Origin of the sequence: Runella sp. SP2, from assembly GCF_003711225.1 — a bacterium.
In the GTDB taxonomy this organism is placed as follows: domain Bacteria; phylum Bacteroidota; class Bacteroidia; order Cytophagales; family Spirosomataceae; genus Runella.
The window spans coordinates 1629772-1643355 of record NZ_CP031030.1 but is presented as its reverse complement, the minus strand read 5'-3'; the positions used below and the strand labels follow the sequence as shown (position 1 = coordinate 1643355).

At 40.5% G+C, this 13584-nt stretch carries 14 protein-coding genes and 5 tRNA genes; 6 read left to right on the top strand and 13 right to left on the bottom strand.

The annotated features are described in order from the left end of the window. Positions 1 to 24: 24 nt before the first annotated feature. Positions 25 to 930 (bottom strand): AraC family transcriptional regulator, encoded by a 906-nt coding sequence (locus tag DTQ70_RS06870; RefSeq protein WP_122930120.1) that lies wholly within the window; start codon positions 928 to 930, stop codon positions 25 to 27. A 156-nt stretch (positions 931 to 1086) separates the two neighbouring features. Between DTQ70_RS06870 and DTQ70_RS06865 the strand changes: the two genes are divergently transcribed. The 5 genes from DTQ70_RS06865 to DTQ70_RS06845 all read left to right on the top strand — a co-directional run bounded on the left by DTQ70_RS06865 (position 1087) and on the right by DTQ70_RS06845 (position 5477). Beyond that, positions 1087 to 2157, top strand: a complete 1071-nt coding sequence (locus tag DTQ70_RS06865) for a sensor histidine kinase (RefSeq protein WP_122930119.1) — start codon at positions 1087 to 1089, stop codon at positions 2155 to 2157. Positions 2158 to 2254: 97 nt separating this feature from the next. Further along, positions 2255 to 3127 (top strand): alpha/beta hydrolase family protein, encoded by an 873-nt coding sequence (locus DTQ70_RS06860; protein WP_122930118.1) that lies wholly within the window; start codon positions 2255 to 2257, stop codon positions 3125 to 3127. Between the two features lie 21 nt (positions 3128 to 3148). After that, a complete protein-coding gene (locus DTQ70_RS06855; RefSeq protein WP_122930117.1) occupies positions 3149 to 3874 on the top strand; it encodes a LytTR family DNA-binding domain-containing protein in 726 nt (241 codons plus the stop codon). A gap of 85 nt (positions 3875 to 3959) precedes the next feature. After that, on the top strand, positions 3960 to 4748 hold the full coding sequence (gene trpA / locus DTQ70_RS06850) for a tryptophan synthase subunit alpha (RefSeq protein ID WP_122930116.1): 789 nt from the start codon (positions 3960 to 3962) through the stop codon (positions 4746 to 4748). A gap of 15 nt (positions 4749 to 4763) precedes the next feature. Beyond that, positions 4764 to 5477 (top strand): DUF4292 domain-containing protein, encoded by a 714-nt coding sequence (locus DTQ70_RS06845; RefSeq protein WP_122930115.1) that lies wholly within the window; start codon positions 4764 to 4766, stop codon positions 5475 to 5477. A gap of 63 nt (positions 5478 to 5540) precedes the next feature. Here the strand turns inward: DTQ70_RS06845 and DTQ70_RS06840 are convergent, their stop codons facing one another. The 4 genes from DTQ70_RS06840 to DTQ70_RS06825 all read right to left on the bottom strand — a co-directional run bounded on the left by DTQ70_RS06840 (position 5541) and on the right by DTQ70_RS06825 (position 9191). Continuing rightward, the gene (locus tag DTQ70_RS06840; RefSeq protein ID WP_164489901.1) at positions 5541 to 5843 is read right to left on the bottom strand and encodes a T9SS type A sorting domain-containing protein; all 303 of its coding nucleotides are present in this window, start codon (positions 5841 to 5843) and stop codon (positions 5541 to 5543) included. A 108-nt stretch (positions 5844 to 5951) separates the two neighbouring features. Then, positions 5952 to 7040, bottom strand: a complete 1089-nt coding sequence (locus DTQ70_RS06835) for an exo-alpha-sialidase (protein WP_229600091.1) — start codon at positions 7038 to 7040, stop codon at positions 5952 to 5954. 109 nt (positions 7041 to 7149) lie between these two features. Next, a complete protein-coding gene (locus tag DTQ70_RS06830) occupies positions 7150 to 7893 on the bottom strand; it encodes a LytTR family DNA-binding domain-containing protein (protein ID WP_122930112.1) in 744 nt (247 codons plus the stop codon). Beyond that, positions 7890 to 9191: a sensor histidine kinase gene (locus DTQ70_RS06825; RefSeq protein WP_122930111.1), complete on the bottom strand. Its 1302-nt coding sequence runs from the start codon at positions 9189 to 9191 to the stop codon at positions 7890 to 7892. Before DTQ70_RS06825 ends, DTQ70_RS06830 begins: the two co-directional genes overlap by 4 nt. Positions 9192 to 9342: 151 nt before the next feature. Between DTQ70_RS06825 and DTQ70_RS06820 the strand changes: the two genes are divergently transcribed. Next, the gene (locus DTQ70_RS06820; RefSeq protein ID WP_164489900.1) at positions 9343 to 9873 is read left to right on the top strand and encodes a nuclear transport factor 2 family protein; all 531 of its coding nucleotides are present in this window, start codon (positions 9343 to 9345) and stop codon (positions 9871 to 9873) included. Positions 9874 to 10232: 359 nt separating this feature from the next. Here the strand turns inward: DTQ70_RS06820 and DTQ70_RS06810 are convergent. The 8 genes from DTQ70_RS06810 to DTQ70_RS06780 form a co-directional block, all read right to left on the bottom strand. After that, a tRNA-Val gene (locus DTQ70_RS06810) sits at positions 10233 to 10322 on the bottom strand. A gap of 53 nt (positions 10323 to 10375) precedes the next feature. Continuing rightward, a tRNA-Gly gene (locus DTQ70_RS30610) sits at positions 10376 to 10462 on the bottom strand. A 51-nt stretch (positions 10463 to 10513) separates the two neighbouring features. After that, positions 10514 to 10588, bottom strand: a tRNA-Val gene (locus tag DTQ70_RS06805). 47 nt (positions 10589 to 10635) lie between these two features. Beyond that, positions 10636 to 10710, bottom strand: a tRNA-Val gene (locus tag DTQ70_RS06800). Between the two features lie 129 nt (positions 10711 to 10839). Next, positions 10840 to 10914: transfer RNA gene (locus DTQ70_RS06795), tRNA-Val, on the bottom strand. A 71-nt stretch (positions 10915 to 10985) separates the two neighbouring features. Further along, positions 10986 to 11738: an SDR family NAD(P)-dependent oxidoreductase gene (locus tag DTQ70_RS06790; RefSeq protein ID WP_122930109.1), complete on the bottom strand. Its 753-nt coding sequence runs from the start codon at positions 11736 to 11738 to the stop codon at positions 10986 to 10988. A gap of 53 nt (positions 11739 to 11791) precedes the next feature. Beyond that, positions 11792 to 12262 (bottom strand): hypothetical protein, encoded by a 471-nt coding sequence (locus tag DTQ70_RS06785; RefSeq protein ID WP_122930108.1) that lies wholly within the window; start codon positions 12260 to 12262, stop codon positions 11792 to 11794. Positions 12263 to 12348: 86 nt separating this feature from the next. Continuing rightward, positions 12349 to 13551, bottom strand: a complete 1203-nt coding sequence (locus DTQ70_RS06780) for an alkaline phosphatase family protein (protein WP_409050429.1) — start codon at positions 13549 to 13551, stop codon at positions 12349 to 12351. Positions 13552 to 13584 lie beyond the last annotated feature (33 nt).

The window sequence follows — 13584 nt, the reverse complement described above, 5'->3', positions numbered from 1 at the left end:
CAAGCAAACCGATAACTGCAAAAATCAAACAACTTGTGCACTTCGGAAGGCTTTAGGTGTAAGCTGCGTGTGTTTTTTGAAAAAATTGATAAAATGAGGTGATTCTTCAAAGCCAAGGCAAGTACTTATTTCTGCAATTTGCCAGTCGGTATGTTTCAACAATGCTTTTGCTTCTTGGGCAATACGTTCTGCAATCACCTGCGATGTGGTTTTGCCCGTAATATCTTTCAAAGCACGGTTTAAATGATTGACGTGAACGGCCAATTGATCGGCAAAATCCGTAGGTGAACGAAATTTCATTTGTTGAAAAGGAGACTCAATCGGAAACTGCCGTTCCAACAATTCCATAAAAACGGACGAAATACGCGTAGCCGCATTTTGATGGGTATAAAAAACCTCCGCAGGCTGCATTCGCTGCGCCAAATGAATCAATTCGAGCACCAAAGCACGGATAGCATCATATTTATAGAGATAGTCCGACTCAATTTCTCTACAAATTTTTAGATAAATTGTTTTTATCGGCTCTAAATCTTCGTCTTCTATCAAAAATACAGGGTTTCCGCCAGGTTTAAAAACAGGGTATTCTTTGATATTTCCGAATTGGTTAAAAAACGCTTCCGTGAAAATGCAGAAATAACCCGACTGCTCCTCCTGCAGATATTCCCAGTTATAAGGGATTTGTGGATTGGAAAAAATCAATGCTTGTTTGTCGATATCGATGGTTTTATCGGCATAATGCGCCCTGTTTTTTCCAATAATTAAGCTTATTTTGAAAAAATCTTTCCGACTATACGGGATACATTGCGCGTATTTTGCCACAAAGTCTTCCAGTTTGAAAACATTAAAATGCCCCATCTCTTTCCCCAAATTTTGAGGCATCCAGTTCAGTTTGAGCTTATAAAAATCTTCGATTGTTTCGGTCTTGTTCATGGGGTAAAATTACAAAAATCAAACAAAACCCACTAACCTTGACTCCATTTGCCTCTCCTGCCTCTATCACTTTCGTCAATTATTTTCGACACTACATCAATCTTTGGGGCATTGGTACGTCATAAACTGTTATTTTTCAGTATAAAATAGGCGAAAATGCAACATTGGTTTTTCAGATACAAACTTCACCACATTCCTTTTTGGATAAGTTACCATCTGCTTTGGATGATATTTAACGTGGGGAGTTTGGAAGGCGTGATTGGTTATTTGTTCAAGGGTGAAGCACCCATCAAGTTCATTGGTTACATCATTTTCCAAGCAGCGGGAGCCTATTTCAACTTGTACTTTCTTATACCCAAGTTTTTGTACGTTGGCAACTACAAAGCGTATATTACCTTGGTTATTTTGACGGTTTTGGTATGTACAGGATTTATCACTTGTGGCTATTTTTTGAATGCTTATTTGTCAGAAAAAACCTTTTTTGAATTATTCAACAAACGCCCCGACCAGTGGTTTATCATCTATTCGACTGCTGCCCTACCCTCTACAGCAGGAGCCATGACACTGGCGATGAGCATAAAATTAGGGCAAAATTGGCTTGTTGCCGAACGCAAACGTTTGACGTTAGAAAAAAATCAACTCGAAACAGAACTGAAGTACCTAAAATCGCAGATTAATCCCCATTTTTTGTTCAATACTATCAATTCTATTTTTGTCCTGATTCACAAAAATCCCGATTTGGCGTCAGAATCGCTGGCAAATTTTTCGGAAATGCTTCGTTATCAGCTCTATGAGTGCAATGACCAAGAGATTCTGTTAAGCAAAGACTTGCAGTTTTTGGAGAATTTTATTGAATTAGAAACCCTGCGTTTGAACGAAAATCAAACCGAATTAACCTTTGAATTAAACCATGAGTCGGCAGCAGGGCACCAGATTGCACCATTTATTTTGTTGCCTTTTGTTGAGAATGCCTTTAAGCACGTTTCAAAAGGAAAAACACAAAAGAATTTTATAAAACTTCGGTGTTCGGTGAATGATTCTGGTGTTTTAGAATTAATGATAGAAAATAGTTACAGCGGAGTATTGAATATGGGAAGTTCGGGAATTGGGCTAAAAAATATAGTACGAAGACTTGAACTATTATACCCGAATAATTATAACCTTGATTTCAATAACAGCCCTAATATTTTTAAAGTAAACCTAAACGTACAACTTTCAAATTTATAAACTCAACAAATTACGAATAACTTAGATTTTCAAACATTTCTATTCCCTGAAATTTGTTTATTTTTACTTTATCTAAAAATTATTTAACCAACCAACCATGAATTTCCTGAAACCTTTATCTTTATTGGCATTCTATGCAATTTCTTTACAATCTACTGCTGCTGAGATAGATACAGTAAATATTAAGAGTAAAGCCATGCAGGTCACCTACAAAGCGGTCGTCATAAAACCTGCATCTTACGCCCAAAATGACAAAAAATATCCTGTTGTGTATTTGCTTCATGGAGCTATGGGGCATTTTAATACGTGGCTCAATAAGACACCCAATAAAAGTTTTTTGACCAGCCTTGCCGACCAATATAATACCCTAATTGTGATGCCCGAAGGTGAAATATACAGTTGGTATATAGACAGCCCTTTTGATAAAAAAAGCCAATTTGAAACCCATGTTTCCAAAGAAGTAGTTGAAAAAATAGACGCACTTTACAGAACGGTGAAGGGAAATATAGGTCGAGCGATTACAGGATATTCGATGGGCGGTCATGGAGCATTGTATTTATCGGCTCGGCATCCAGATTTGTACGCTTGTGCTGGCTCGATAAGTGGCGGAGTGGATATGAATTATACAAAATTTAAAATTACGGGCGATTTTTCGGGTACGAAAAGAGAATTTGAACGAATATTGGGTACTTCAAACCCAGATTCTGAAATATTTAAGAATAATTCCATTGTAAATATGTTGGAATTATTGAAGAAAAATGCCCTGCCAATAAGCATTGATTGTGGCGTAGATGACTATCTGATTGATGTAAACAGGGCTTTACACGAAAAAATGGTGGCACAAAAAATTCCGCATGATTATACGGAAAGAAGCGGCGGACACACTTGGGATTATTGGGAAAATGCCTTAACGTACCAATTTGTTTTTTTTGATAAAATATTCAAGAAAAATGGGGCAAAACAAGGTTGAAAATTTTATAAAATTTTTTGGATGAAACTCAAATGCGTCATAGTGGACGATGAACCTTTGGCCAGCGAAGGGCTTATGAAGTACGTCGAGGTGGTAGATTACTTGAGCCTCGTGGGTGTGGCAGAAAACCCACTAGAACTCAACAAAACCCTTGAAAGTCAGAATATTGATCTTATATTTTTGGACATTCAAATGCCCCACATGACGGGGTTAGATTTTCTAAAAATCAAACCTAACCTTCCGATGGTTATTCTGACGACCGCCTACCCCAACTATGCCCTAGAAGGATTTCAGTTTGATGTGGTCGATTATTTATTAAAACCCATCACGTTCAATCGTTTTTTCAAAGCCACCAACAAAGCCAAAGATTTGTACTTTTTAAAGAATCAGGCGCTTCAAAATTCTCCTCAAAACAGCGAACCCGATTATTTGTTTATCAAATGTGAAAGCAAGTACGAGAAAATTTTAGTGGACGAAATTCTGTTTGTTCAAGCCCTCCAAAACTACGTGATTATTCACACCCTGCGAGGAAAATTTATGACGCTGCTTCCCCTAAAAACCGTAGAAGAGTACCTTGACCCGAGCCAATTTTTACGGGTTCATAAATCGTATTTGGTAGCTATTGCCAAAATCGAGCGCATCGAACCTACAGAGCTTTCTATTCAGAATCAGCTCATCCCCATCAGCCGCAACCTCCGCGAGCGGGTATTGGAGGTGGTTGTAAAAAGTAAGTTGTTGTTCAAGTAGTACGCTTTGCCGTTCAAATAGGCACACCCTAAATTTTGGTTGTCGTAGTGGAAAATCCTACATTTACCAAAAAAATAAACCCAGCATGAATCGAATTGTTCAACTTTTCCAGAAGAACCCCACCCACAATCTAAACGTATATTTTACGGCAGGTTTTCCACAGCTAAACGACACCCGCCGTGTGCTAAAAGCCCTCGAAGACGCAGGAGCGAACTTGGTTGAAATTGGTATGCCTTACTCAGACCCCGTAGCTGACGGTGAAACCATCCAAAAAAGCAATGAACAATCGCTTGAAAACGGGATGAGTGTCAAGAAACTATTCGAGCAACTTCGTGGAATGCGCTCAGAAATAACGCTGCCCGTGTTGCTGATGGGATACATCAACCCCGTTCTCCAATTTGGCATTGAAAATTTTTGCCAGCAATGTGCAGAAGTAGGCGTTGATGGGCTTATTTTACCTGATATGCCCGTTGATGAGTATTTAGCCTATTATAAACCTACGTTTGACAAGTACGGCATACTCAATATTTTCTTAATTACGCCTCAAACTACCGAAAAACGCATTCGCCAAATCGACGAATCGAGTGAAGGGTTTATTTACATGGTATCGTCGGCAAGCGTGACAGGCTCACAATCAGGCGTTAGCCACGACATGGAGGCTTATTTTGCGCGAGTCAACGCCATGAACCTCAAAAACCCGCGCTTAATTGGCTTTGGTATCAAAGACAACGAAACCTTTAACAAAGCTTGTGAACACGCAAGTGGTGCTATCATCGGTAGTGCTTTCATACGGGTTTTGCAAGAAAGCACTGAGCTTGAAAAAGACATCACTTCGTACGTTCAGGGCGTCAAAGGCGCATCTGCACTTGTTTAACTTCCCAATAAAATCATGAAACAGCTACTTTTTTCCTTAACCATCGTTTTTGCTAGTGCATCTGCTAGTTTCGGACAAACAGCCGATGAAATTATTTCTAAAGCCATTGATGCCCGTGGTGGCTCGGCCAAACTCAACGCCCTTAAATCGATGCGAATGGAAAGCACGACGTCGGTCATGGGGATGGATTTGGCTTCAAAGTCGGTCATTGTCCATAAGCGCGGAATGCGCAACGACATTGAAGTGATGGGTCAAAGCATCGTTGTTGCCATCGACGGCGATAAAGGCTGGACTATTAATCCAATGCAGGGCGCTGACCCCGTGGCTCTTCCAGACGAACAAGTTAAAGCTACGGCATCGCAGTTAGACTTATCGGGCATGGCCAACGTCAAAGAGTCAGGTGCTGTTGCCGAGTTATTGGGCAAAGAAACCCTGGACGGAAATGAAACATTTAAAGTAAAACTTACCTCCAAAGACGGCACCATTATGACCCACTACATTGACACAAAAACGTATCTTACGGCCAAAACATCCATTAAGGTTACGGTGAGTGGGCAGTCGGTAGAGGTTGATACAAAAATGTCTAATTATAAAGTGGTCGATGGGATTTCGTTTCCCCATACTACGGAGATCTCAAACCCTCAAGCGGGTGCAATTGTAACGACAATAACCAAGTTAGAGCTCAACCCAACCATCGACGAAAGTATCTTTGCGATGCCGAAAAAATAATTTTCATTATGTGGATAAACAAAAATAGCCCTTTTTAGAAGGGCTATTTTTGTTTAGGAGGTTTTATTTGACAACAAATTTCTTTGTCCAAGTCTCATCGCCTTGTTCGCAATGAATAAGATAATATCCAGTAGGAATTGAAAACAGCGTCGTCTTTATAAAGTGTGAACCTGTAGGGTATAAATCATTGGTTAATAACCGTACAAGCTGCCCGTTGGGGTCAAGAATTTTAACAATCACTCGCGAAGGTAATTGTAGTTTGAATTCAACCGTTACGTATTCCGTGGCGGGGTTGGGATAAATTTTCCACTGAGGCTCCTGAATGGCACCCAACTGCACCAACGAGCTCCATAAGACGAAGAGCATGGATAATCGGGTTTTCATAGTAGGGCATTGGGCTTTTTCGTATCAAACGTACGAATATACACATAGATTGTTAGAAGACAGGTGTCATTGCCCAAAACATATGGTTCTTTATTTAATCAACCATTTGTATCCAAAAACAGCATAGACTATTTTGGTATAATCATCTTTTTCGTATAAAACCCCAATTTGCTGGTCTTTTTGTACCACCAAGTCGGAATAAGCTGCTGCTCCTTCATAAATTTCCTTACCAGCCGACCAGCTTTTCCCATCGTCTTCACTCACCCGAATGGTCAATTTTTCGCGTTTAGTTTGGCTGTTTAAGTTGGAAAAAATCAATACTTTTTTTCCTTTTTGAGGCTCAAAATCAATCATACTTCCCTGACAAACTGGATCAGGTAAGTCGGTCATCACTTTCACCTCCGACCACGTTTCTCCCGCATTTTTGGTAAAAGCCTGAATACGATACTTGGCATCCCCCGACTGATTGCGGCAATTAAAAAGCAAACTACCGTCCGAGGTTTCCGTTGCAATCGCCTCATTACTGCCTGCGTAGGCTACATTAGGAGATAGTTTAAATGATTGTCCGTGGTCATCGGTATAAAATCCATGCGCAATGTAATCTCTCGACAAAGGCTGAGGAGGCCCTTCCGAATGATTGGCCGCGATAAAAATTCGACCTTTGTACGCCCCCTTCTGAATCTGCAAACCATGCCCAGGAGTATTAGCATAAGAGCGCCAATCTTCCTTAAAAGCATAATGGGGGTTTATTTCAGGTTTATTCGGCTTTGAAACCTGCGTTGTGATATTGACAGGTTCTGACCATGTTCGTCCATTGTTGGTGCTTGTTTTGTACCAAACTTCGCGAATGGCTTTCCCTTCTCGCACTTCTTGTTCGTGGGCAGTTCCTGTGTTGTAAAACAAGAAAAGTCGTCCTTTTGGGTATCGTTTATCGGTAAGGTCAAAAACGGGCGCTTGATTTCCTACTTGGTCGGAACCGTTATCTGCCACCACCTGTAGCGCAGACCAAGATTTTCCTTGGTCAAGACTGCTTTTCATCACAATTTCCACGTCGCCAAAATCACCACAATTGTTGCGGCGTGCTTCGGCAAAAGCCAATAAGTCGCCATTAGGTGCTTTAACGATAGCAGGAATTCGGTAACATTTATAGCCTTCTAGTCCATTTTGGAACACAGTCATTTCCTGAGGGTCTGTTTGGTGAAAAAGTGGCAGGTTTTTTCCCCAGCTAGCAAGGGTTATTGTGAAAACAAATAAAAAATACATAGGAATTATAGAGAATTGGGTTCGGTTAAAATCTCCTAAAAAGCTCCATAAATGCCTCTCGACGTGTTCGAGCCAATTTGACAGTTAAGCCATTTTTGAGAAGGATTTCATTATAATCACCACTAAGGTATTCTTTAATCCAGCCCAAGTTAATGATAAATTGCTTATGTGTTCTAAAAAACGAAGGATGTTCTGCCAGTAACTCATCAAAGTAACCAAGCGTTTTGGAAGCCAACACCATCTCCCCACCTACCACATAAATTTTAGTGTAATTACCATCCGCTTCTAAAGTGATAATATCAGCAAGTTCAATAAAAGTAATGCCCTTGGTATGGGAAATCGTTAGTCTGTTAAATTCCCCTTTTGAATGAAGATTTTGTCTAAGTTGTTGAATTTGCTGTGAAGGCGTATTTTTTTTCTTCAATTTCTGTATGGCCGCCACTAGCTCATCATCATCAATAGGTTTCAACAAATAGTCAAAAGCGGAATATTTAAACGCTTGGACAGCAAATTTGTCATAAGCTGTTGTAAAAATAAGTGTAAAGGTCATGTCTTCATCCCCCAAAGCGTCGAGCATTTGAAAGCCATTCATTTTGGGCATTTCGATGTCCAGAAACACCACATCTGGCTGGTGTTTTAAAATCGCTTTTAATCCCTCAACCCCATTGGTGGCAGTATCTACCACCTTGATTTCAGGGCAGTGTTTAGCCAAAATGCGTTCAATGACATTCCGACAATGAGGCTCATCGTCTATAATGATCGTTTTCATATCGGTATTTCAATGCTCACCTTTGTTCCTGTTTCCGAGTTTCTGGTGTTTTTCAAATCCTCAAAAGAGACGGTGGCATTCATGTTGTAAAGATTTTTGAAAATATCAAGTCGTTCAGCAGTTATTTTTGTTCCGAAAGACTTATGATTTGTCCCTGTTTTTGATTTGAGTTCAGTTGCTTTTTGTCTTCCTATTCCATCGTCTTCAATAAAAATAATCAATTTATTCTGTAGCTGAAGTACTTCTATTCTTACCTTGCCTTTGCCTTCTTTGTGCATCAGTCCATGCCATATTGCATTTTCGACATAAGGCTGAAGAAGCATTGGAGGAATCTCTATAAATTCGGCTTCTATTTCATCTTCTATCAGTATTTCATAATCAAACTTATCTCCTACTCGCAGTTTTTCCATATCCAGATACAACCTAAGCATTTCCAGTTCATTGTTGAGTGAAATCTTCTCACTACGCGAATTTTCCAAGACTTGACGAATAAGCTTTGAAAATTTTGTCAGGTAATAATTGGCCTGCTCCGAATCGTTATTCAACGTAAAACTTTTGATAGAATTGAGTGCATTGAAGATAAAATGCGGGTTCATCTGAGAACGTAACGCTTTGAGTTCATTAGCGATAGCTTGTTGTTGAAGCTGAATTTTTTCGGTCACAATTTGCCTATCGCGTATGGTGAGGGCAAACAAAAACAAAACACCATCAAGCATCAAAGCAATATTCATCAAATTCGCAGACGGAAATTCCTTTGAAAAAGGCGATGGTACTCCAAAACGGACAATCAACACATAACCAATAAACGACAGTGCAGATACCCAGCTCGACCATGCAGCATAACGGTAAATCGGGTGCTGCCAATAACGTAGATAAGCCAATGGAAGGAAAAATTCTACAAAAATCAATAAATACTCAAAGACCAATTCAAAAATCCTATTGTTATGCCCATCGAACAGCTCGTAAAGCAAGGCCAAATTGCTAACAAAAAGAACAATAATAGAAGCCGTCATTACTTTATAAAGCAGTGGGCGCTGTTGGCGTACATTCAAAAACTCTCGGTAAAGCATAAACATACAAATAGGCACCATCTGATTGAACCATAACCCCAATTGCCAAGTATTTTCTCCAAAATGAAATGCACCCGTCCATAAAATCATATTCAGAAAAAAACACAGGTAGGTAGCCGAGCAGTACATACTAGCCCGTTCCCAATGGTTAATGGCGGATTTGAAAAACGAAAAAATAGCCATGAATAACCCCACTCCTGCAAGAAAAAAGAGAAAATTAATCTGCATCTGGTTCACTGATAAGTTCAACTTCGCAAAAGTAGGTCTTAAAATCAGCCCTTTCAAAACACAGGCTCAATGAAAGTTACCATACAATCATTGGTTGCTGCACTGGGCATATTCTATCCTTCAAAGTGCTGTAAAAACACCCAAATTTGAATTGTCAAAAAGCAATACGGCTCTATTTAACAATCCATTAAATTTTTTTAAAATAATGAAAAGAATCACCCTATTACTCGTTTCATTTTTTTTCTATTCGGCACTTCAAGCACAAACATTTGATAGCCAAGCTGTCGAAGAGGCCGACAAACAATTTGAGGCATCATTTGCTTCAAAAAACCTAGAAGCCATGTTCCAACCTATTGCCTCCGATTGTATTTTCTATGGTACAGACCGCAGTGAACGTTGGGATGTAACAAGTTTTAAAACGATGATTGAAGCAGGCATGAAAAACGGAATACCTGCTATGAATGTTATTTCGAGAGAAATAACATCACTGGCCGAAGGCAAAATAGCTGTAGTAGTGAAACAAATCGGCTGGGCGATTTTTAAAACCGAACTACGGGAAGTGGCCGTTTATGAAAAGCAAAAGGAAGGCTGGAAAATGAAAAGCTTTAGCCTTAATTTGCTTATTCCCAATCAAAAAATAAAAGCACTAAATGAAATGATGACAGGCCAATCCAAGAAGTAATTTTCTCAAAATGGTATAAACGCAAAAAGGCTGTCTCAAAAGTAACAGGTCACAAAATATTCTTTGGATTCAACCTCATCCCAACCCTTCTCCTGCCAGGAGAAGGGCTTTGTAAGTCCCCGTCTCCAGAAAGGAGAGGGGGATTTAGGGGGTGAGGTTGAACACAGGCCGAAGATAATTTGGTGATACTATGCTTTTGAGACAGCCTCTTTAATGTGGGAGTTGAGGGATTCGAACGGCAGCGGCCGACCGTCCCCGACCCTCTGCTTGTAAGGCAGATGCTTTAAACCAGCTGTGTTAAACTCCCTAAATGGGCTTAAAACGAAAAAATCCTCAGATAACTGAGGCTTTTTTTAATGTGGGAGTTGAGGGATTGAACGGCAGCGGCCGACCGTCCCCAACCCTCTGCTTGTAAGGCAAATGCTCTAAACCAGCTGTGCTAAACTCCCTAAATGGGCTTAAAACGCAAAAAGCTTCAGATAACTGAAGCTTTTTTTTAATGTGGGAGTTGAGGGATTGAACGGCAGCGGCCGACCGTCCCCGACCCTCTGCTTGGAAGGCAGATGCCCTGAACCAGCTGTCAACTCCCTAAAAGGGCTTAAAACGCAAAAAGCCTCAGATAACTGAGGCTTTTCTAATGTGGGAGTTGAGGGATTCGAACCCCCGACCCTCTGCTTGTAAGGCAGATGCTCTGAACCAGCTGAGCTAAACTCCCTAAGGTCTTACTTCACTATTTTTATTGACAAACTCGTCGTTTGTTTGTGGGAGTTGAGGGATTCGAACCCCCGACCCTCTGCTTGTAAGGCAGATGCTCTGAACCAGCTGAGCTAAACTCCCTAAGGTCTTACTTCATTATTTTTATTGACAAACTCGTCGTTTGTTCGTGGGAGTTGAGGGATTGAACGGCAGCGGCCGACCGTCCCCGACCCTCTGCTTGTAAGGCAGATGAGCCTCCTTGTATTTTTGTGGGAGTTGAGGGATTCGAACCCCCGACCCTCTGCTTGTAAGGCAGATGCTCTGAACCAGCTGAGCTAAACTCCCGATGCCCTTTTTTCGTCGTTTCGGGCTGCAAATATGTGCGATTTAATTTCTTTGGTCAAGCTTTTTTTTAATTATTTTCTAAAAATTATTGTGGGTGCTGACTGCGCAGAGGCATAAATCGTTAAGTCTGCGATAGTTACACGTGCTGGTGCATTTACTGCATAAACAATGGCATCTGCAATATCTTGGGCTAAGAGTGGATCAAAACCTTCATATACCTTCGAAGCCCTCGTTTCGTCTCCTTTAAAACGTACTATCGAAAATTCGGTCTCAACTGCCCCTGGCGCAATGTTTGTCACTTTGATTCCGTGCTGCGTCAAATCTAAGCGCATTCCTTCACTGATGGCTTCTACGGCTTTTTTAGAGGCGCAATACACCGCACCGTTGGCGTAGGTTTGTTTTCCAGCGACCGAGCTCAAATTGACAATATGACCTTTGCCCCGCTCGACCATCCCATCAATCACTGCTTTTGACACATAAAGCAGCCCCTGCACGTTTCCGTCAATCATTGCATCCCAATCCGTCACATCTCCTTCCTGAATTGATGATAATCCGTGCGCGTTTCCTGCGTTATTAATTAGAATATCAATATTTTTCCACGCTTCAGGGAGCGACTGAATGGCTTCCGTAACTTCTTTGTAGGAACGAACATCAAAAACCAGAAAAGTTGTTTTTACTTTTTGGCCAAGTTGAGTAGCAAGTTCTTCTAAACGTTCTTTGCGGCGGCCACATAAAATTAGGTCAATCCCAATGGCGGCAAAGGATTCTGCGGTCGCTTTACCAATTCCAGAAGAAGCACCCGTAATGAGGGCAATACGAGACATAAGTAGTTGATTTAAGTGTTAATTATTCAACTTCAAATGTAGGATAAAAAACGTTATTCGCACATTCGGACAAACTTTCTGGCGTTTTTTTCGCCTTCTTTTCCAACTACCACTTCAATAATCATTTCTTGGGTTGTGAGTTGGGTAACCAGTATTTTTTTAAACCAAGGTACACCTCCTACAATTTGCTCGTCTAGCAAAATTTCTTTGCCATCTATTTTATAATTTGTCACTAATTGAGCTGCATTACTGGTAGTCAGTCCAGCACTTCCAAAGTCAGTAACTTTTAGTTTTCCATTATTTGTAAACTCAAGCAAGTATGAATTGTTAGCGGCTTTTTTCCAAGTCGAATCGGCAATTACTGGACAGCATCCGCCGAAATAACGAAACTCAGTCATTGTCCATTTTCCTTCAACAATGGGTTTTTCGGAGGCACAGCCCGAGGGCATCATCATGGCTTCTGAAGATGATTTACATCGTAATCCAACCAACGCTACTAATCCAATTAACAGTATTTTTCTCATGGTTTGTATAAATTATCAATTACTTCAAATAATTGGTGTGTTTTCTAAAACCATGACGTTATTGGCAACAAAAAGGTTGGAAGTTTTTATTCTACCACCCACTTATTTTGAAGATTAAATTTAGCCTCTATGACGATTTTATACAACTTAGACGGCAGCTTTGAAACATCAATTACCGTTTTTTCATTCTCAATTGGAACTTCATCCATCAACAAATATAAATCATGTCCTCCTTCTTCAAAATGATTTGTTGTTGTTACCCAAACCTTTACTTTTTCCTTCTTTTCCACCGCTTTCCAACCCACGTGGATAGCTGAAGATTCTTTTTTGACCGACATATCAATCAAAGATAATTTCCCAGTTAATGGAGTACCATCTACTTCAAATGCCTGTTCTTTGGGAATGTTTATTTGTAAATGTTTGGCCATCGTTGGCATAATATCCACTACCGCTGGCAGAACATTTTGTTTCTTTTTATCACCAAAATAATCGTTCAGCCCCTTGGCATTGGTTACTATCCAAGTACTCCGTTCTCGCTCCGATTGCCCGCCGTGGTTTCTTCCACTCGTAACATCTCGTCCATGGTCAGTGGTGATAAACACCTGCCAATCCTCTTTAAAGTTAGCCTCACGGTACTGAATTGCTTTCCACAACTTTCCCATTTGGTTGTCCATGATTTTAACCGCCTTGGTAAACTGCTCGCTGTCGCCGTATTTATGTCCCATATCGTCGGTATATTCAAGATAGACCCATGTTAAATCAGGGCTTTCGTCTTCGATATATCGGGCGGCTTCCTCCACCACACGTTCGTCTATTTTGTGAATGTATTCTTTTTCTCCATCGTGGGGATAATGCAACGTATCCAGTTCAAATCCATCAAAAAAATAATCCACTTTTAAGTGATTAGTCTGAACCAATCCAGTACCTAAAAGCTTGGTTCTATTATCTAGCCAAGTCGAAAAAATGGCTGTTTTTTTGTAAGGATATTGTTCTTCAAAAAAGCGAAAAATAGTCCAATAATGATAGTTGGGTTCTTTGATGTTATTATCCCAAACATTGTGCTTATTAACCCAAGTTCCTGTCAATAAACTATTGTAGCCCACCGCCGATATGGTGGGGGTTTGAGAATAGGTATTTTTCTTTCCCCCAACATAAGCACGGGTATAACCCGCTGGATGTCCGATGGCTTTTAGATTGGGCAAATCAAGCTTTTCAATCACATCTGAGGCAATTCCATCCACAATCACAAAAAGCGACTTAGGCGTGCGTGTTTGAGCCTCTACGCCCATGGCTGCCCCCCAGAAGATGACTCCAGCCTGAAC

Bases quoted from the DNA above. Each gene is read 5' to 3' on its own strand.
- DTQ70_RS06860 (WP_122930118.1), top strand. From the start codon at position 2,255: ATGAATTTCCTGAAACCTTTATCTTTATTGGCATTCTATGCAATTTCT.
- DTQ70_RS06840 (WP_164489901.1), bottom strand. From the start codon at position 5,843: ATGCTCTTCGTCTTATGGAGCTCGTTGGTGCAGTTGGGTGCCATTCAG.
- DTQ70_RS06825 (WP_122930111.1), bottom strand. From the start codon at position 9,191: ATGCAGATTAATTTTCTCTTTTTTCTTGCAGGAGTGGGGTTATTCATG.
- DTQ70_RS06780 (WP_409050429.1), bottom strand. From the start codon at position 13,551: ATGGGCGTAGAGGCTCAAACACGCACGCCTAAGTCGCTTTTTGTGATT.
- DTQ70_RS06785 (WP_122930108.1), bottom strand. From the start codon at position 12,262: ATGAGAAAAATACTGTTAATTGGATTAGTAGCGTTGGTTGGATTACGA.
- DTQ70_RS06835 (WP_229600091.1), bottom strand. From the start codon at position 7,040: ATGACTGTGTTCCAAAATGGACTAGAAGGCTATAAATGTTACCGAATT.
- trpA (WP_122930116.1), top strand. From the start codon at position 3,960: ATGAATCGAATTGTTCAACTTTTCCAGAAGAACCCCACCCACAATCTA.
- DTQ70_RS06865 (WP_122930119.1), top strand. From the start codon at position 1,087: ATGCAACATTGGTTTTTCAGATACAAACTTCACCACATTCCTTTTTGG.
- DTQ70_RS06855 (WP_122930117.1), top strand. From the start codon at position 3,149: ATGAAACTCAAATGCGTCATAGTGGACGATGAACCTTTGGCCAGCGAA.
- DTQ70_RS06790 (WP_122930109.1), bottom strand. From the start codon at position 11,738: ATGTCTCGTATTGCCCTCATTACGGGTGCTTCTTCTGGAATTGGTAAA.
- DTQ70_RS06870 (WP_122930120.1), bottom strand. From the start codon at position 930: ATGAACAAGACCGAAACAATCGAAGATTTTTATAAGCTCAAACTGAAC.
- DTQ70_RS06830 (WP_122930112.1), bottom strand. From the start codon at position 7,893: ATGAAAACGATCATTATAGACGATGAGCCTCATTGTCGGAATGTCATT.
- DTQ70_RS06845 (WP_122930115.1), top strand. From the start codon at position 4,764: ATGAAACAGCTACTTTTTTCCTTAACCATCGTTTTTGCTAGTGCATCT.